Source organism: Sphingobium sp. FG125, assembly GCF_057809795.1.
Window position 1 is genome coordinate 22,893 of sequence record NZ_JBMDKQ010000007.1, and the last position, 19,049, is coordinate 41,941.

15 protein-coding genes and 1 riboswitch are annotated in these 19,049 nt (G+C 65.0%); of the genes, 14 read left to right on the forward strand and 1 reads right to left on the reverse strand.

Annotated features, from left to right (window positions below; all coding sequences use genetic code 11):
* Positions 1 to 9: 9 nt before the first annotated feature.
* From ACODSR_RS08360 to cobA, 8 genes are all read left to right on the forward strand, one after another.
* Positions 10 to 591 carry an ANTAR domain-containing response regulator gene (locus tag ACODSR_RS08360; protein ID WP_489075493.1) on the forward strand — a complete coding sequence of 194 codons (582 nt, stop codon included), beginning with the start codon at positions 10 to 12 and terminating at the stop codon, positions 589 to 591.
* The gene (locus tag ACODSR_RS08365) at positions 588 to 1,802 is read left to right on the forward strand and encodes a CmpA/NrtA family ABC transporter substrate-binding protein (protein ID WP_489075495.1); all 1,215 of its coding nucleotides are present in this window, start codon (positions 588 to 590) and stop codon (positions 1,800 to 1,802) included. Before ACODSR_RS08360 ends, ACODSR_RS08365 begins: the two co-directional genes overlap by 4 nt.
* 215 nt (positions 1,803 to 2,017) lie before the next feature.
* Entirely contained in the window at positions 2,018 to 3,262 is a 1,245-nt protein-coding gene (locus ACODSR_RS08370) for a nitrate/nitrite transporter (RefSeq protein ID WP_489075497.1), read from the forward strand.
* An 88-nt stretch (positions 3,263 to 3,350) separates the two neighbouring features.
* Positions 3,351 to 4,571 (forward strand): alginate export family protein, encoded by a 1,221-nt coding sequence (locus tag ACODSR_RS08375; protein WP_489075499.1) that lies wholly within the window; start codon positions 3,351 to 3,353, stop codon positions 4,569 to 4,571.
* A gap of 204 nt (positions 4,572 to 4,775) precedes the next feature.
* The gene (nirB, locus tag ACODSR_RS08380) at positions 4,776 to 7,298 is read left to right on the forward strand and encodes a nitrite reductase large subunit NirB (protein WP_489075501.1); all 2,523 of its coding nucleotides are present in this window, start codon (positions 4,776 to 4,778) and stop codon (positions 7,296 to 7,298) included.
* A gap of 5 nt (positions 7,299 to 7,303) precedes the next feature.
* Positions 7,304 to 7,639 carry a nitrite reductase small subunit NirD gene (gene nirD, locus ACODSR_RS08385; RefSeq protein WP_489075503.1) on the forward strand — a complete coding sequence of 112 codons (336 nt, stop codon included), beginning with the start codon at positions 7,304 to 7,306 and terminating at the stop codon, positions 7,637 to 7,639.
* Between the two features lie 121 nt (positions 7,640 to 7,760).
* Positions 7,761 to 10,370, forward strand: coding sequence for a molybdopterin-dependent oxidoreductase (locus ACODSR_RS08390; RefSeq protein WP_489075505.1), 2,610 nt, complete (start codon positions 7,761 to 7,763; stop codon positions 10,368 to 10,370).
* Positions 10,357 to 11,139, forward strand: coding sequence for a uroporphyrinogen-III C-methyltransferase (gene cobA, locus ACODSR_RS08395; protein WP_489075507.1), 783 nt, complete (start codon positions 10,357 to 10,359; stop codon positions 11,137 to 11,139). Before ACODSR_RS08390 ends, cobA begins: the two co-directional genes overlap by 14 nt.
* Positions 11,140 to 11,189: 50 nt before the next feature.
* Here cobA and mobA read toward each other — a convergent pair whose 3' ends face one another.
* Complete coding sequence (gene mobA, locus ACODSR_RS08400; RefSeq protein WP_489075509.1) at positions 11,190 to 11,711, reverse strand: molybdenum cofactor guanylyltransferase; 522 nt, start codon at positions 11,709 to 11,711, stop codon at positions 11,190 to 11,192.
* Between the two features lie 45 nt (positions 11,712 to 11,756).
* Between mobA and ACODSR_RS08405 the strand changes: the two genes are divergently transcribed.
* The 6 genes from ACODSR_RS08405 (at position 11,757) to fdhD (ending at position 18,744) form a co-directional block, all read left to right on the forward strand.
* Positions 11,757 to 12,659 carry a LysR family transcriptional regulator gene (locus tag ACODSR_RS08405; protein WP_489075511.1) on the forward strand — a complete coding sequence of 301 codons (903 nt, stop codon included), beginning with the start codon at positions 11,757 to 11,759 and terminating at the stop codon, positions 12,657 to 12,659.
* 99 nt (positions 12,660 to 12,758) lie between these two features.
* Positions 12,759 to 13,211: an NAD(P)H-dependent oxidoreductase subunit E gene (locus tag ACODSR_RS08410; RefSeq protein WP_489075513.1), complete on the forward strand. Its 453-nt coding sequence runs from the start codon at positions 12,759 to 12,761 to the stop codon at positions 13,209 to 13,211.
* On the forward strand, positions 13,208 to 14,866 hold the full coding sequence (locus ACODSR_RS08415) for a formate dehydrogenase beta subunit (RefSeq protein WP_489075515.1): 1,659 nt from the start codon (positions 13,208 to 13,210) through the stop codon (positions 14,864 to 14,866). The genes ACODSR_RS08410 and ACODSR_RS08415 overlap by 4 nt, the downstream gene beginning before the upstream one ends.
* Positions 14,863 to 17,709, forward strand: a complete 2,847-nt coding sequence (gene fdhF / locus ACODSR_RS08420; protein WP_489075517.1) for a formate dehydrogenase subunit alpha — start codon at positions 14,863 to 14,865, stop codon at positions 17,707 to 17,709. Before ACODSR_RS08415 ends, fdhF begins: the two co-directional genes overlap by 4 nt.
* A 10-nt stretch (positions 17,710 to 17,719) precedes the next feature.
* Complete coding sequence (locus ACODSR_RS08425; protein ID WP_489075519.1) at positions 17,720 to 17,953, forward strand: formate dehydrogenase subunit delta; 234 nt, start codon at positions 17,720 to 17,722, stop codon at positions 17,951 to 17,953.
* Entirely contained in the window at positions 17,950 to 18,744 is a 795-nt protein-coding gene (gene fdhD / locus ACODSR_RS08430; RefSeq protein WP_489075521.1) for a formate dehydrogenase accessory sulfurtransferase FdhD, read from the forward strand. Before ACODSR_RS08425 ends, fdhD begins: the two co-directional genes overlap by 4 nt.
* Before the next feature lie 69 nt (positions 18,745 to 18,813).
* Positions 18,814 to 19,034: riboswitch (cobalamin riboswitch) on the forward strand.
* The last annotated feature ends 15 nt before the right edge of the window (positions 19,035 to 19,049 follow it).

Consider the following 19,049-nt stretch of genomic DNA (forward strand, 5'->3'; position numbering starts at 1 on the left):
CGGGGACAGATGCGAATCGTCATCATCGATGACAGTGGATTGCGGGCCAGCGTCCTGGAAGAGGGGCTGCATGAGGCGGGCTATGATGATATTCATATCGTCCCGCCGCGTGGCGGCTTTGTCGCGCGCCTCGAACGCATGGCCCCCGATGTCGTGCTGATGGATCTGGGCAGCCCCAGCCGCGATACGCTGGAGGAAATGCTGACGGTCAGTCGAGCGCTGGCCCGGCCAATTGCCATGTTCGTGGACCAGTCCGACGAAGCGATGATCGGCGCGGCGATCGACGCGGGCGTGTCCGCCTATGTCGTCGATGGGTTGCGCAAGGAGCGGGTCAAGCCGGTGCTGGAACTGGCGGTGCGGCGCTTCAACGCCTTTGCCAAGATTCAAAGCGAACTGGACGAGGCGCGCAGCGCATTGTCCGACCGCAAGATCATCGACCGGGCCAAGGCCATCCTGATGAACCAGCGAAGCTTAAGCGAACAGGACGCCTATGCGCTGCTGCGGACGGCGGCGATGAACCAGGGCAAGAAGATTGTGGACGTGGCGCAGGCGCTGATCACCGCCAGCGACCTGCTGGGAGGGGGATTATGACGATAGGGCTGCGTATCGCCTTCCTGCCGCTGACCGACGCTGCCGTTCTGGTGGCGGCGCGGGAGCGGGGTTTTGCCGAGGAAGAGGGGATCGCCCTCGACCTCGTGCGCACCACCAGTTGGGCGACGCTGCGTGACCGGCTGGTCTACGGCCAGGTGCAGGGCGCGCATATGCTGGCGCCGCTGGCCGTCGCGGTAACATTGGGGCTGAGCCAGCAGCCAGCGCCGCTGGCCGCGCCCTACAAGCTGAACGTCAACGGCAATATGCTGGTGATGGCGTGCGATTTCGCCAAGGCGCTGGAGCCGGTGATCGCCAGCCGTCTGGCTGATCCGCTGGGCACGGCGCATGATTTTGCCGCCGCGATCGGCCTGTGGCGGCGCAAGCCGGTGATTGGCGTGGTCCATCGCTTTTCCAGCCATGCGATCATGCTGCGCTACTGGCTGGCGAGTGCGGGCGTGGACCCGGACCGCGACGTGGTGCTGCGCGTGCTGCCACCATCGCTGACGGTCGAGGCGATGCACGCGGGCGAGATTGACGGCTTCATCGCGGGCGAACCCTGGGGCAGCGCGGCAGTGGAAGCAGGTCTGGCGGAAACCGTGGCGATCGGCGAGCGTATCTGGCGGCGCGGCGTCGAGAAGGTCCTGGCCTTTCGCGAATCCTGGCTGGAGGAAAATCCGCAAGCCGTCGATCGGCTGTTGCGCGCGCTGGTGCGGGCGGCGGCGTGGTGCGATGATCCGGCGCACAGGGATGACCTTGCCAATCTGCTCGCCCGGCCGGATTATGTCGACCAGCCCGCCTATCTGATCGATCGCGCTTTGTCGGGTGCCATTGTCGCGCGGGCGGGGGAGCCGCCGATCGTCAGCCCGGATTTCATGCTGTTCGGGCGGGAGGCGACGCCCTTCCCCTGGCGCAGTCAGGCGCTGTGGATCTATTCGCAACTGGTGCGCTGGGGCATGGTCGATCATGACGCAGCCACCGCGACACGGGCGGGAGCAGTGTTCCGTCCCGACATTTTCCGCCGCGCACTGGCCGACAGCAATGTGCCGATGCCCGGTGCCAGCATGAAGCTGGAAGGGGCAGTCGCATCGCCATTGGCGGTCGGATCGCGCCGGGGCGAGCTGACGCTGGGACCCGACAGCTTCTTTGACAAGCGGGTGTTCGACCCGGAACGAATCGAAGAGTTTTTGGCAGGATTTGCTCCGCTACGTTGATTTGGCGGGAAAAATTGTGCCTTGCAACATGACGCGAATCGCGAGATAAGATTGTAACCGCGCGACGATGCGCGTTTGACAGGAATGCGCCATCCCAAGGTCGGGACCGTCATTCCGACCTATCATACAGCAAAGCCGCTGACCGGACTCCCCATCGGGTGATGTCCGGCCTGCGGCTTTTTTATGTTCATTTTTCGCATCTGGGATGACCTATCATGGCAACTGCTTATTGGGATGGCGACAAGGAGGGTGAACTGGCCCCCGTCACGACCAGCTTCTGGAAGGCCGGTCACACGCCGACGCTGATCGCGGCTTTTCTCTATTTCGACCTGGCCTTCATGGTGTGGGTGCTGTTGGGGCCGCTCGCCCCGATGATCGCCAAGACGCTGATGCTGACGCCTGCCGAAAAGGGGCTGATGGTCGCCACGCCGACGCTGATGGGGGCGCTGCTGCGCGTCGTCAACGGCCTGCTGGTGGACCGGATTGGTCCCAAATTGTCGGGCGCGATCAGTCAGGTGATCGTGATCATCGGCCTGTTCACCGCCTGGGCCATGGGCATCGACAGTTTTGAAGGCACGCTGGCGCTGGGCGTCGTGCTGGGCTTTGCAGGCGCTAGCTTCGCGATTGCCCTGCCGCTAGCCAGCCGCTGGTATCCCGCCGAGCATCAGGGCAAGGCCATGGGCCTTGCTGGCATGGGCAATTCGGGCACCGTCCTGGCCGCCCTGTTCGCGCCGGGTCTGGCCAAATTGTTCGGCTGGAACGCGGTGCTGGGCCTCGCCTGCATCCCGCTGACCATCGTGTTCGTCATCTATATGATCATGGCGAAGGACGCGCCCAACGCGCCGCCGGCCAAGAAGATGATCGATTATTTTCAGCCGCTCAAACAGGCCGACGCCTGGCTGCTGATGGCCTTTTATGCCGTCACTTTCGGTGGCTTTGTCGGCCTGGCCGCCAGCCTGCCGATTTATTTCACCGACCAGTTCGGCCTGACTCCGGTGATGGCGGGTTATTGCACCGCAGGCTGCGTGTTCGCCGGATCGCTGGTCCGTCCGATGGGCGGGGCGCTCGCTGACAAGATTGGCGGCGTGAAGGCGCTGATGATCGTCTATGTCGTCGCCGCGATTGCGCTGGCCGGTGTCGCCTTTGCCACTACGCTGGCAGCCGCGCTCGGCCTCTTCGTCCTCGCCATGCTGGCGCTGGGAACGGGCAACGGGTCGGTGTTCCAGCTGGTGCCGCAGCGTTTTCAGGCGGAAATCGGCGTGATGACCGGTCTGGTCGGCATGGCCGGCGGCATTGGCGGCTTCTATCTCGCCAGTTCGCTCGGCTTTGCCAAGCAGTTGACCGGCAGCTTTTCAGCCGGGTTTCTGATCTTTGCTGGGCTGGCGGTCATCGCCTTTGCAGGCCTTGCGATGGTCAAGGCCCGGTGGCGCGCGACCTGGAGCACGGGCGCCCGCATCTGAGTTGGAGTTTGGAGGGGCGGGGGCGGACCTTCACAGGAGGCCGCCTCCTTAAATTGGTCGCAACATCATCCGAGGGGGGATGACTATCATGAAATATGCACTCGCAACGGCGGCCACATTGGCCGTCGCAGGGATCGCCATGTCTGCGGCTCATGCCCAGGACATCAAGCTGAAAGCCGTGGCCGAAGCGCGGTTGCGCTACGAACATGCCGATCAGGAAGGCCTGGCGACGGAAAAGTCCGACGCGCTGACCATCCGCGCCCGCGCCGGGCTGGTCGCGACCAGCGGCGGCTTGAGCGCCACGGTGATCGGACAGGGCAATCTGGCAGTCGTCGACAAATATTTTGACGGGCTGAACGGGGCAGCGACCCGGCCGATTGTCGCCGATCCTGAAAATATCGCGCTCTATATCGCGCAGCTCCAGTATAAGACCAAGATGGTCACGCTGACTGGCGGTCGGCAGAAGATCGCGCTGGATGACGAGCGTTTCGTCGGCAATGTCGCCTTCCGCAATAATGGCCAGACGTTCGACGCGGTACGGATGGAACTGACCCCGGCCAAGGGGCTGAAACTGGACGTTTCCTACGCCTGGAGCGTACGCACCATCTGGGGATTCCAGGGCAAGGGCGCGCGGCAGCAGGCGGTGAGCGGCGACAATATTTTCGCCAACCTGTCCTATGTCACGCCGGTCGGCACGCTGAGCGGCTTTGCCTATCTGGTCGATCAGGATGAAGCGGCGATGCAGGCCTACCGCCTGTCCAGCCAGACCTATGGCGTGCGGCTGGCGGGCGCGCGGCCCTTGTCCAAGGCGGCGAAGCTCTCCTATCAGCTGAGCTATGCCAAACAGGCCGACCATCATGCCAATCCCAATGATTATAGCGCAGACTATTGGCTGGCGGACGCGACGCTGGACGTGAAGGGGTGGAAACTTAACGCCGGTTACGAAGTGCTGGGGGCCAGCAGTGGCGCGGCTTTTACCAGTTTCCAGACGCCGCTCGGCACCAATTTCAAGTTTCAGGGTTGGGCCGACAAATTCCTGGTGACCCCGGCGAACGGCATCCGCGACCTCTATGTCGGCGGGGGCTATGGCTGGAAACAGCTCGGCCCGCTCTCCGCTGTCGCGCTCCAGGTCGCCTGGCACCGTTTCGACAGCGACCGGCTGGACCAGCATTATGGCGACGAAATCAACTTTATCGCATCCGCGAAGGTGAAGAAGACGGCATTGTCCGTCCGCTACGCCAAATATGATGCCAAGACGATGGCCACCGACACGCAAAAACTGTGGCTTCAGGCCGACTGGGCCTATTGATCGGTCATGAACAGGAATCGCTTGAGCCATCAGGCGATTCCGTTTATGGTGCGTTGCAAGAGGACAAGGTTGTCCTTCCAACCATAGCCGAAGCGATCCAGGGACGGATCGGCAAGGCGACTATGATGGCAAAGCCGCCATCCTGACTTTCGGTTCTTACCGGGGGTCAGGATGGCGGCTTTTTTGTTTTCTGGAGTGACGAGGATGGAATTGCAGATCGGAACGGAGCCGGTGGCGGGAATCGAGGATGACTTCCTCGTCCCCGCCGACGACGTGCGCGAACATCTGGTGGTGGTGGGCAACGGCATGGCCGGGTGCCGCGCGGTGGAGGAACTGCTGGCGCGCGACTCGGCACGCTATCGCGTCACCATCTTCGGCGCCGAACCGCATGTGAACTATAACCGGATCATGCTGTCCCCGGTGCTGGCGGGCGAAAAGACGTTTGAGGACATCATCATCAACGATCGCGCCTGGTATGATGATAATGGCATCGACCTGATCGTGTCCGATCCGGTGTCCGCGATTGACCGCGCCCACAAGACCGTCACCAGCCAGTCGGGCCGCACCATCGGCTATGACAAGCTGCTGATCGCCACCGGGTCCGATCCGTTCATCATCCCCGTCCCCGGCAAGGATTTGCCCGGCGTCATCAGCTTCCGCGACATGAAGGATGTCGATTCGATGCTGGCGGCGGCTGAGGCAGGCAAGGCTGTGGGCGGTGGTGAAGCCGTGGTGATCGGCGGCGGGCTGCTGGGGCTGGAAGCGGCGCATGGGTTGAGCCTGCGCGGCATGAAGGTGACCGTGCTGCACATCATGCCCACGCTGATGGAACGGCAGCTCGACGAAGCCGCCGCCTGGCTGCTCAAGAGCGCGCTGGAAGGGCGGGGCCAGACCATCCTGACCGGGGCCGACACCGCCGAGATTTACGGTGAAGGCAAGGTCGAGGGCGTGCGCCTGAAGGATGGCACGCAAATCCCGGCCAGCCTGGTGGTGATGGCGGTCGGCATCCGCCCCTCGGTCGCGCTGGCGCGCGAGGCAGGGCTGGATGTCGGGCGCGGCATCAAGGTCGATGACCATATGGTCACCAGCGATGCCGACATATTGGCCGTGGGCGAGTGCGTCGAGCATGACGGCAATGTCTATGGTCTGGTCGCGCCGCTGTGGGATATGTGCCGCAGCCTGGCCGATGGCCTGACCGACCGGCACACCGGCTATAAGGGCAGCGTCACTTCGACCAAGCTCAAGGTCGCGGGTCTGGACGTCTTTTCCGCCGGGGACTTTTCCGGCGGCGAAGGGTGCGAGGACATCGTCCTGCGCGATGCGTCGCGCGGCGTGTACAAGCGTGTGGTGGTGAAGGACGACAGGGTCGTCGGCGCGGTCCTCTATGGCGATACGGCTGATGGTGGCTGGTATTTCGATCTGCTCAAGCGCGGCGAAAATGTCGCCGACATTCGCGACCTTTTGATCTTTGGCCAAGCCTTCGCCTCTGGAGGGGGCGCGATGGACCCTAAGGCGGCCGTTGCAGCGCTCTCGGATGATGCCGAGATTTGCGGCTGCAACGGCGTCAGCAAGGGCCAGGTCGTGGCCTGCATCGAAAAGGGTGCGTGCAGCCTGGACGCGGTGCGCGCGGGGTGCAAGGCGTCGGCCAGCTGCGGCAGCTGCACCGGGCTGGTGGAAAATCTGCTGGCTGTTGTGCTGGGCGATGACGTCCAGTCCGGTCCCAAGACAATGTGCAAATGCACCAGTTTCGGCCATGACGATGTCCGCCGCGAAATCGTGGCGCAGGATATGCGGTCCATCCCCGAAGTGATGCAGAAGCTGCACTGGTCCACGCCCGACGGCTGTTCCTCCTGCCGCCCGGCGCTCAATTATTATCTGCTGTGCGCGCTGCCCGGCGTCTATGTCGACGATCAACAGAGCCGTTTCGTCAATGAACGGATGCACGCCAATATCCAGAAGGACGGCACTTATTCGGTAGTCCCGCGCATGTGGGGCGGCCTCACCAACCCGCGCGAATTGCGGGCGATCGCCGATGTGGTCGAAAAATATGACGCGCCAATGGTCAAGGTCACCGGCGGCCAGCGGCTCGACATTTTCGGCATCAAGAAGGAAGATTTGCCCGCCGTCTGGGCCGATCTGAACGCTGCGGGCATGGTGTCCGGCCACGCCTATGGCAAGTCGCTGCGCACCGTCAAAACCTGCGTCGGGTCCGAATGGTGCCGCTTTGGCACGCAGGATAGCACTGGCCTTGGCGTCAAGACCGAGCGGATGACCTGGGGGTCGTGGATGCCGCACAAGTTCAAGATCGCGGTGTCGGGCTGCCCCCGCAATTGCGCGGAAGCGACGATCAAGGATTTCGGCATCGTCTGCGTCGATAGCGGCTATGAGCTGCATGTCGGCGGCAATGGCGGCATCCATGTCCGCGTCACCGACCTGCTGTGCAAGGTCGCGACCGAGCAGGAAGCGCTCGACTATTGCGCCGCCTTCACCCAGCTTTATCGCGAGGAAGCGCGTTATCTGGAGCGCACCGCGCCCTGGATCGAGCGGGTCGGCGTCGACTATGTGAAGCAGCGCATTGTCGAGGATGATGCCGGTCGCGAAGCGCTGCGCGCCCGCTTCCTGTTTTCGCAGCAATTCATGCAGGACGATCCCTGGGCGGAGCGTGCTGCAGGTGCCAATAGCGACCTGCACCAGCATCTTGACCCCATCTCCATCGCGGCGGAGTGAGACATATGACTGACTGGATCGACATCGGCACGCTGGCCGACATTCCGCAGCGCGGTGCGCGCACCGTTCAGATTGGTGGCGAGAAAGAAATCGCGGTGTTCCGCACCGGCGACGACCAGATTTTTGCGCTGGTCAATGAATGTCCGCACAAAAAGGGGCCGCTGAGCCAGGGCATCGTCCATGGCCACAGCGTCGCCTGCCCGCTGCACAATTGGAACATCGCGCTGAAAAGCGGTGAGGCGCAGGGCGAAGATAAAGGCTGCACCCCGACGATCGCGGTGAAACAGGAAGATGGCCGGATATGGATTGCACGGCCGGTGGCCATGAAGGATGCGGCGTGAGGACGCGCAATCAAAAGCCCCTCCCCTTCAGGGGAGGGGTTGGGGTGGGGCGTCGCCCCACGCACCGCGCCATGAGGCACGGCCCCACCCCCCACCCCTCCCCTGAAGGGGAGGGGCTATAATGACTACCTCGATCCGCACCACTTGCGCCTATTGCGGCGTCGGCTGCGGCATCGCGGCGACGCCGACTGGCGGCCGCGCCGTGACGATCAAGGGGGATGATGTGCATCCGGCCAACGCCGGAAAGCTCTGTTCCAAGGGTACGCATCTGGGCGAGACGGTGGGCCTTGAAGGGCGCCTGCTTGCGCCCATGATCGGCGACAAGCGCGCCAGCTGGGACAAGGCATTGGACCTTGTGGCCAAGCGTTTCCGCGAAACCATCGCCAAACATGGTCCTGACAGTGTCGCCTTCTACGTCTCCGGCCAGTTGCTGACCGAAGATTATTATGTCGCCAACAAGCTGATGAAGGGCTTTATCGGATCGGCCAATATCGACACTAACAGCCGGTTGTGCATGTCGAGCGCGGTGGCGGGCCATAATCGCGCCTTTGGCGAAGATGTCGTCCCGGCCAGCTATGATGATCTGGACGAAGCGGACCTCATCGTGCTGGTCGGGTCCAACACTGCCTGGTGTCACCCGATCGTCTATCAGCGGATACAGGCCGCCCGTGCCGCGCGCGGCACCAAGCTGGTGGTCATCGACCCCCGCCGTACCGAGACTTGCGAAGGCGCGGACCTGCATCTGGCGCTCAAACCCGGCAGCGACGTGGCGTTGATGAACGGGCTGCTGGCCTGGATGGATCAGGGCCAGCTGCTGGACGCGGACTTTCTGGCGCGCAGCGTCAATGCGCCCGACGGCTTTTGGGATCATATCCGCACCGGCCATGACCTGTGGACGACGGCCAAGGCGTGCGACCTGTCGCCTGCCTTGCTCCAGCAATTTTACGAACTGTTCGCTGCCAATCCGCGCACTGTCACCATGTTCAGTCAGGGCATCAATCAGTCGATCCGCGGCACCGATCAGGTCAATGCGATCATCAACGTCCACCTCGCCACCGGCCGCATCGGCAAGCCGGGGGCGGCGCCTTTCTCGATCACGGGTCAGCCCAACGCCATGGGCGGGCGCGAAGTCGGCGGGCTGGCCTCCACACTGGCCGCGCACATGGATTTTGCGCCGGACAATGTCGCGCGCGTCGGCCGCTTCTGGGCCGCGCCCGCCATGGCGACCAAGCCGGGGCTGAAGGCCGTCGACCTGTTCCGCGCCATCAACGAAGGGCGGATCAAGGCGCTGTGGGTGATGGCGACCAACCCCGCCGTCTCGCTGCCCGACGCCAATCGCGTGCGCGAGGCGCTGGAGGCGGTTCCCTTCCTGGTCGTGTCGGACGTGATGGCCACCACCGACACCGCCGTTCACGCCCATGTCCGCCTGCCTGCCGCGGCCTGGGGCGAGAAGGACGGCACCGTCACCAACTCCGACCGCACGATCAGTCGCCAGCGCGCGCTGCTGCCGCTGCCGGGCGAGGCGAAGCCCGATTGGTGGATCGTCACGCAAGTGGCGCGGCGCATGGGCTGGCGCAACGCCTTCGCCTATGATCGGCCCGCCGACATCTGGCGCGAACATGCGCGCCTGACCGCCTATCAGAATGACGGGGCGCGGCTGCTGAACCTGCGCGCGCAGGCAACACTCGGCAATGACGCCTATGAGGCGATGGAGCCGTTCCGCTGGGGCGACACGCCCTTTGCCGACGGGCGTTTTTCTACGCCCGATGGCAAGGCGCGGCTGTTGCCTGTCAGTCAGATGGATTTGCAGGGTCCGCTCAGGGACTGGCCGATGACGCTCAACACCGGGCGCTATCGCGATCAGTGGCACACCATGACCCGCACCGGCCTCAGCCCCAAACTGGCGCGCCATAGGGAAGAACCACTGGTCGAGGTCCACCCGCAAGATGCCGCCGCGCTGGGCATCGCCGATGGCGATCTGGCCCGCGTGTCGACACCGCAGGGCGAAAGCCTGTTTCGGGCCGCCATCAGCACCGGTCAGCGTCCCGGCGAAGTCTTTACCCCGATCCACTGGACTGATCAGCAATCCACCGGCGGCCGCACCGGCCTGTTGCCGCGCCCGCTGGTCGATCCCCATTCGGGCCAGCCGGGGTTCAAATCCACCCCGGTCCGGGTCGAAAAGGTCGCGACCGAGTGGAAGGGCTTTCTGATCCTGCGCGGGGCGGAGCCTGTGCGGGTGCCATGCCTGTGGGCGACACGCATCACCGTGCCGGGCGGGGCGCTCTATGAAGTGGCGGGCAATGGCGATCCGGCGCGGCTGGAAGCGTGCCTGCCCAAGGGCGACCGGGTCGAGGCGATCGACATGACGCGCGGCACCCGCCGCGTCGCGATCATCCGCGATGGCAAGCTAGTCGGCGTGCTGATCGTCACCCGCAGCGGCATCTTGCCGACCCGCGACTGGCTGATCGGGCAACTCGCTGTCGAAAGCGTCGGCGCGTCGGTGCTGGCGGCGCGCGGACCGGGCAATCAGCCCGACAAGGGGGCGATCATCTGCGTCTGTTTCGACATTGGTTTGAACAATATCGTCACGGCTATTCGCGAACAGAGGCTGGTCGATGTTCCCGCGATCGGCGCAGCCCTGGGGGCGGGGACCAATTGCGGCTCGTGCCGCCCGGCGCTGGCCAATATATTGGCGCAGGCCCAGCAGGAGACGCTCCATGCAGCCGAATGACCTTATCGCGCCCGGACAGGTGTGGCTGGTGGGCGCGGGGCCGGGCGACCCGGACCTGTTGACGCGCAAGGCGGAAAAGCTGATCGGCGCCGCTGATATCGTCTTTTACGATGCGCTGGTCGGGCCGGGCGTGCTGGACCTGATCCCCGCCGGTGTCGAGCGGGTGAGCGTGGGCAAGCGTTCCGGTCGCCACAGCAAGCAGCAGGACAGCATCAACGACCTGCTATTGGCCGCCGCGCGGGCGGGAAAGCGCGTCGTGCGGCTGAAGGGCGGCGATCCGTCGGTATTTGGCCGGTCAGCCGAGGAAATGGACCATCTGGGGGAGGCTGGCATAGCCGTGCGCATCTGCCCCGGCATCACGACGGCCAGCGCGGCGGCGGCCAGCGGCCATGCCTCGCTCACCCTGCGTGGCAAGGCGCGCGGGCTGACTTTGGTGACTGCGCATCTGAAAGCGGGCGAACCGCTGAAACTCGACTGGGACGCGCTGGCGCGACCGGGCGGGACGATCGGCATCTATATGGGCCGCGCGGCGGCAGGCGAAATTGCGCGCAACCTGATCGCGGCCGGGCGCGACCCGGAAACCCCGGTGATGGTGGCGGTGAATGTGTCGCTGCCCAGCGAAAGGCTGATCCGCGGCAGGTTGTCGGCGCTGGCCTTTCTGGTGCAGACGATCAGCGATGAAGATCCGACCTTGCTGCTGATCGGCGAAGCGGTGGCGGGTACGCGGGTTGCTGTGGAGATTGGGGCGAGCGTGGCGCTTCCCGCCTAACCACCTCCGTTCGTTTCTCGACTTCGCTCGAAACGAACGGGTGTTGGGCATTATAGTCCCGCCAGATCCTCCGGCCGGTTGATATTGGGCAGCGCAAGCCCCGGCATCTCCACCACCCGCGCGCCGATGCGGTCGAGCCAGCCGTAAATCGAACGATTATTCGCCTCCGCCAAATGCGCGTCCAGCGCGTGCGCCAGCGACACCGGCCACCAGCCGAGCAATTGCTGGCCCTTCAATATAGCCGCATCTGATCCGATCAGCGCGGCGGGCAGGTCCGCCGGATAGAGTGGCATGTCGCACCCTGTCGTCAAAACGCCCGCAAAGCCGTGGTTCTGCGCATGATGCAGCGCGGCGTTGAGGCCGCCGAGCGGTCCCATGTCTGGCTCCGGCCGATCGGCCAAGCCGCCGTCCCGTCCGCAGATCACGACCTGCGCGACATGCGGCACAAGGCCCGCGACCGCATGGTCCAGCAAGGAGCGCCCGTCCGTCATCACCGCCAGCGCCTTGTCGCTGCCAAAGCGGCTGGACCGGCCCCCCGCCAGCACCGCGCCCAATATACGCTGTTCCGCCATGATGCTTCCTTGATAGCGCCCTTCTATCACGCCTATAGCAAATAGATGCAGACCCGCCTCGTCGAATATTTCCTGGCGCTGGAGCGCGAAGGCCATTTTGCGCGGGCGGCGGCGCAGTGCAACGTGTCGCAACCCACATTGTCGGCGGGCATCGCCACGCTGGAATCGCAGCTGGGCAAAAGGCTGATCCGGCGCGACCGCAAATATGCCGGGCTGACGCCGGAGGGCGAGGCGATTTTGCCATGGGCGCGGCAGTTGGTGGCCGCCGCCGAGGCGCTGGGGCAGGCTGCGGAGACGGCGCGCGGGCCGCTCAAGGGCGAGTTGCGGCTGGGCGCGATCCCCGCCGCCATGCCCGCGATCGGCTGTCTGGCGACGGCGATGCTGGAGCGGCATCCCGGGCTGAATATCTCCGTCCGCGCGCTGACATCGCGCCAGATCGAGCGGGAGCTTGCCGCATTCGAACTGGACGCGGGCCTCACCTATCTGGATTTCGAGCCGCCCGCCCATGCGCTGTCGGTGCCGCTTTATGCCGAGCGGGCGATGCTGGTGAGCGCGGTGGATGGTGTGCCGATCCCCGCTGTCGTCGATTGGGCCGACCTGGCCAGCCTGCCGCTCTGCCTGCTGCATCAGGGGATGCAGAACCGGCGGATATTGGACGCGCGGCTGGCGACACGCGGGCTGGCGCTGCGGCCTTTAGTGACGGCGGATAGCTATGTCGCGCTGCTGGGGCTGGTGCAGCAGGGGCGGCTCTGTTCGATCATTCCCGACAGCCACGCCGCCTTGCTGGACGGTCTGCGCTGGGCGCGCACGACGCCGCTGCCGGACATGGGGGATGGCAGCCGGGTGGGCGTCATCGTGTCCGACAGCGCGCCGATGGGACCCTTGGCGCAGGCGGTGCTGGCGGTGGCGCGCGGGTTGCAACTGCCGTCGGGCTTTGGATCGCTTTGATAGGCAATCTCTATCAAGCATCGCTGGCTTCGATTTGACCGGCGCGCCCCGCTGCCGCACAATCCCGTCAAAATTGCGGCCATAAGGCAGGGTATCGGGATGGAAGAGTTTATCGAAGGCTGGACGGCGCGCCATGGCGCGACCCGCGACCAGTTGCTGCCGCTGCTCCATGCGGTGCAGGAAGAGGCGGGCTATGTGCAGGACGCGCTCGTGCCGCTGATCGCCCGCGCGCTGAACCTGTCGCGCGCCGATGTGCATGGCGTCGTCACTTTCTATCATGATTTCCGCCGGACGCTTGCGGGTCGCCATGTCGTGAAGCTGTGCCGGGCCGAAAGCTGTCAGGCGCGCGGCGGCGCGGCGATCGAGGCGGCAGCGGCGCAGCGGCTGGGCGTGGCGATGGGGGAGACGCGCGGCGATGGCGCGGTCAGTCTGGAACCGGTCTATTGTCTGGGCCTGTGCGCCATTGGGCCGAATGCGCTGGTCGATGGGCGCCCGGTGGCGCGGATCGACGCTACCGCGCTGGATCGGATTGCAGCGGAGGTGGCGGCATGAAAATTTATGTGAGCCGCGACATGGCCTCGGTCGCTTTGGGCGCGGACGATGTCGCGCAGGCCTTTGCCGACTCCGGGTGCGAGGTGATCCGCACCGGATCGCGCGGGCTGTTCAGCATCGAGCCGCTCGTCGAGGTGGAGACGGCGGACGGCCGCATCGGCTATGGGCCGGTCGGGCCGGATGACGTCGCGACGGTGCTGGATGGCAGCCACCCCAACCGGCTTGGGCCGGTTGAGGCGCTGCCCTATTTCGCTGGACAGCAGCGTTTCACCTTCGCCCGGTGCGGGGTGATCGATCCGGTCAGCCTGACCGATTATGCGGCGCAGGACGGTTGGAAGGGGCTGGACGCCGCGCGCGCGATGACGCCTCAGGCCGTGGTGGATGCGGTCAAGGCGTCGGGCCTGCGCGGGCGTGGCGGGGCAGGCTTCCCGACCGGCATCAAATGGCAGACGGTGCTGGATGCGCCGGGGACACAGAAATATATCGTCTGCAACGCTGATGAGGGCGACAGCGGCACCTTTGCCGACCGGATGCTGATGGAGGGCGATCCCTATTGCCTGATCGAGGGCATGGCGATTGCCGCCCATGCGGTGGGCGCGGGTCATGGCTATATCTATATCCGCTCCGAATATCCCTTTGCTTGTCATACGATGCGGCTGGCGATCGAGCGCTCGGCGCATCTGATCGCCCCCTTCACGCTGGAAGTACGTGAGGGCGCGGGTGCCTATGTCTGCGGCGAAGAAACCGCGCTGCTCGACAGTATCGAGGGCAAGCGCGGACAGGTGCGCGCCAAACCGCCCTTGCCTGCGCTGAAAGGGCTGTTCGGCCAGCCGACCGTCATCAACAATGTGCTGAGCCTTGCCGCCGTGCCGTTCATCCTGTCCGAAGGGGCGGAGGCCTATGCCGCGGTCGGTTTTGGCCGGTCGCGCGGGACGATGCCGGTGCAGTTGGCGGGTAATGTGAAGCATGGCGGGCTGTACGAGATCGGCTTTGGCATTACGCTCGGCGAACTGGTGAACGATATTGGCGGCGGCACGGCGAGCGGTCGCCCGGTCCGCGCGGTGCAGGTGGGCGGGCCGCTGGGCGCTTATTTCCCGCCATCCATGTTCCATCTGCCCTTCGATTATGAAGCCTTCGCCGCTGCGGGTGGCCTCATCGGTCATGCCGGGATCACGGTGTTCGATGACAGTGTTGATATGGCGCATATGGCCCGCTTCGCGATGGAATTTTGCGCCGCGGAAAGCTGCGGCAAATGCACGCCCTGCCGGATCGGATCGACGCGCGGGGTGGAGATTGTCGATCGGATCATGGCGGGTCGGGGAAACACAACATCCGTTCGCCCTGAGCTTGTCGAAGGGCCGCATTTTTCTTCGGAGGAGAAGGACAAGGGTTGGCCTACGGCCGCCTTCGGCTCGACAGGCTCAGCCCGAACGGGGGAGGGGTATATTGATAAAGCCCTCTACTCCCGCGCGCCATCGCGCATCGACACCTCGCTGGAGGCGCAGACCACGCTGCTGCGCGACCTGTGCGATACGATGAAATATGGTTCGCTCTGCGCACTGGGGGGCTTCACCCCCTATCCGGTGTTGAGCGCGCTCGACTATTTTCCAGAGGATTTCGGTGCGAGTGCGCCGGTGAAGGAGGCGGCGGAATGACCTATACCCGCGAAACCGACCATGGTACGCCTGCCGCGATCGCCACCGGCGAGGCCGTCACCCTGACCATCGACGGCCAGAGCGTGACCCTGCCCGAAGGCACCAGCATCATGCGCGCCGCGTCGCTGCTGGGCGGCTCCATCCCCAAGCTCTGCGCCACCGACAGCGTCGAGAGTTTCGGCTCCTGCCGTCTCTGCCTGGTCGAGGTGGAGGGCCGCAATGGCTATCCGGCATCCTGCACCACCCCGGTGGCGGACGGCATGGTCGTGCGCACCCAGACCGACCGGCTGAAAAAGCTGCGGCGCGGGGTGATGGAGCTTTATATTTCCGACCATCCGCTCGATTGCCTGACCTGCGGCGCGAATGGCGATTGCGAATTGCAGGATCAGGCGGGCGCGGTCGGGCTGCGTGACGTGCGCTATGGCTATGACGGCGCGACCAATATGGGGCAGGCGAAGGACCAGTCGAACCCCTATTTCGATTTCGATCCCAGCAAATGCATCGTCTGCTCCCGCTGCGTGCGGGCGTGCGACGAAGTGCAGGGGACGTTCGCGCTGACGATCGAGGGGATGGGGTTCGACTCCAAGGTTTCCGCGTCGCAGGGCGAGGGATTTCTGGGGTCCGAATGCGTGTCCTGCGGTGCCTGCGTGCAGGCCTGCCCTACCGCATCGCTGATCGAAAAGAAGGTGGTCGAGGTCGGCACGCCCGACCGCGCTGTCGTCACCACCTGCGCCTATTGCGGCGTTGGCTGCACCTTCCGCGCGGAAATGCGGGGCGAGGAACTGGTGCGCATGGTGCCGTGGAAGGATGGCAAGGCCAATCGCGGCCATAGCTGCGTCAAGGGACGCTTCGCCTGGGGCTATGCCCAGCATCAGGACCGCATCCTCAACCCCATGATCCGCGCGTCGGTGGACGAACCATGGCGCGAAGTGTCGTGGGACGAGGCGATCGCCTATACCGCGTCCGAATTCCGCGGCATCCAGGGCAAATATGGCACCCGCTCCATCGGCGGCATCACGTCGAGCCGCTGCACCAATGAAGAAACCTTCCTCGTCCAGAAGCTGATCCGACAGGGCTTTGGCAATAATAATGTCGATACCTGCGCGCGGGTCTGCCACTCGCCGACCGGCTATGGCCTCAGCCAGACCTTCGGCACGTCGGCGGGCACGCAGGATTTCGACAGCGTGATGCAGGCGGACGTGATCCTGGTCATCGGCGCCAACCCGACCGACGGCCATCCGGTGTTCGCCAGCCGCATGAAGCGGCGGTTGCGGCAGGGCGCGAAGCTGATCGTCATGGACCCGCGCCGCACCGATCTGGTCAAATCCCCCCATGTCGAGGCGGACCATCATCTACCCCTGCGCCCCGGCACCAATGTCGCGATGCTGACCGCGATGGCGCATGTGATCGTCACCGAGAAGCTCTATGACGAGGCGTTCATTCGGGAACGGTGCGACTGGGACGAATTTGCCGACTGGGCCGATTTTGTTTCGCAACCTGCGCGTTCGCCTGAAGCGATCGAGCCGCTGACCGGGGTGAAGGCGGAGGAGGTGCGCGCGGCCGCCCGGCTCTATGCCACCGGCGGCAATGGCGCCATTTACTATGGCCTTGGTGTTACCGAACATAGCCAGGGCAGCTCGACCGTCATGGCCATCGCCAACCTCGCCATGGCGACCGGCAATGTCGGGCGCGAGGGCGTGGGCGTGAACCCGCTGCGGGGCCAGAATAATGTCCAGGGTGCCTGCGACATGGGCAGCTTCCCGCATGAATTTTCCGGTTACCGCCATGTGTCGGACGTGGCCACGCGCAGCCTGTTCGAGCAGGCCTGGGGCGTATCGCTCGACGCCGAGCCGGGCCTGCGCATCCCCAACATGCTGGACGCGGCAACCGATGGCACCTTCAAGGGATTGTTCGTGCAGGGCGAGGATATTCTCCAGTCCGACCCCAATACCCATCATGTCGCGGCGGGGCTGGCGGCGATGGAGTGCGTGGTGGTGCAGGACCTTTTCCTCAACGAAACCGCCAATTACGCCCATGTCTTTCTGCCCGGATCGACCTTCCTGGAGAAGGACGGCACCTTCACCAACGCCGAACGGCGTATCCAGCGGGTGCGCAAGGTGATGGCTCCGCTCAATGGCTATGCCGACTGGGAGATTGTGCAGCTGGTCGCCAATGCGATGGGCCTCAATTGGACCTATGATCATCCGTCGCAGATCATGGACGAGATTGCCGCGCTGACCCCGACCTTTGCCGGGGTCCATTATGACCGGCTGGAGGCGGAGGGATCGCTGCAATGGCCCGCCAATGACGCCGCGCCCGATGGCACGCCGACGATGCATATGGGCGGCTTCGTACGGGGCAAGGGCAAGTTCGTCGTCACCGACTATGTGCCGACCGACGAAAAGACTGGCCCGCGCTTCCCGCTGCTGCTGACGACGGGCCGCATCCTGTCACACTATAATGTCGGGGCGCAGACGCGGCGCACCGCCAACACCGCCTGGCACCCGGAGGACCGGCTGGAAATCCATCCGTCGGACGCAGAGAATCGCGGGATCAAGGAGGGCGACTGGGTTGCGCTGAAGAGCCGCGCCGGGGAAACGACGCTGCGCGCGCAAGTGACCGAGCGGGTTGCGCCGGGCGTGGTCTATACCACCTTCCACCACCCCGAAACGCAGGCGAACGTCATCACCACCGACTATAGCGACTGGGCGACCAACTGCCCGGAATATAAGGTGACGGCGGTGCAGGTGATGCCATCCAACGGGCCGAGCGACTGGCAGCGCGACTATGCCGATCAGGCCCGGATGAGCCGCCGCATTGCGCCGCTGGAAGCGGCGGAATAGGATCGGGCCGATGAGCGACGAAAATGAAGTCATGTCTACGGGCGACCGGCTGATCTACATGGCCAACCAGATCGCCCGCAATCTGGCGGCGCAGGGCGAGGCGGAAGCAGTGGCGACCACGGCCAGCCATATCGCCAAATTCTGGGACCCGCATATGCGCGCACGGATCGTCGCGCTGGCTGCCGAGCGGCCCGACGCCCTGTCGCCGATTGCGGCGCAGGCGGTGCGCCGGATCAGCGCTTGAGGCAGGCGAGCGACGCGCTGTCCTTCACCCGCCTGACCCCAGACGGAACGGGGGAAGCGGTCGAACGGATGCTGGCCGACGAAGTGCCGGTCGCGATCGAATTTAACGGTATCGGCTATGCCGTGCTGATGGCGACGCCGACCGATATTGGCGATCTGGTGCAGGGCTTCGCGCTGGCCGAGCGACTGATCGGCCCGGACGATGCGCCGTTCGATGTCGATGTCCATCGCACCGATCAAGGCATCGTGGCCCGCGCCACCCTGCCGCCATCGCGGACGGGCATGTTGCTGGAACGGGTGCGGCACCGGGCGTCGGACTCGTCCTGTGGCATATGCGGCATCGAAAATCTGGAACAGGCGATCCGGCCCCTGCCACAGGTAGCGGCGCGTTCGCGCGCCGACCGGGCGGCGATTTTTCGCGCGCTCGATGGGCTGGCGGCGCATCAGCCACTTAACGCCGCCACCGGCGCGGCCCATGTTGCCGCCTGGGTCGGGGCGGACGGGGCGATCCGTTTGGCGCGCGAGGATGTCGGGCGGCACAATGCGTTCGACAAGCTGATCGGCGCGATGAAGCGTGCGGGCGCGGACTGGGACGGCGGCTTTGCCTTGCTGTCGTCGCGCTGTTCCTACGAACTGGTCGAAAAAGCGGTGCTCAGCCAATGCCCGCTGCTGGTGACCATCTCCGCCCCGACGCTGCTGGCGGCGGCGCGCGCGTCGGCGGCGGGATTGCCGCTGGTTGTACTGGCGCGGCCAGACGCGGTGTTGCATCAGGGCAACGCCCCGCTGGCGTAGCGCAACTGGCGGCTTGGCATCGCCGCGCCTTTCCCTTAGAGCGCGCCGCGTAAGGGGGGCTTGCTTCCCTTGCAGCTAGATCGCGCCGGTGTCCCTTTAGGGGCTGAAAATGGGAATGCGGTGCGGGCGTGCAAGCGCCCAATTCCGTGGCTGTCCCTGCAACTGTAAGCGGTGAGCATGATGCACGCGGGTCGCAAGACCCGGCCACTGGACAGCATATGTCTGGGAAGGTCCGTGCGTCATTGCCCTGACCCGCGAGCCAGGAGACCTGCCGGCGTCTGGTCGCTCTTGCCCTGATCCAGGGG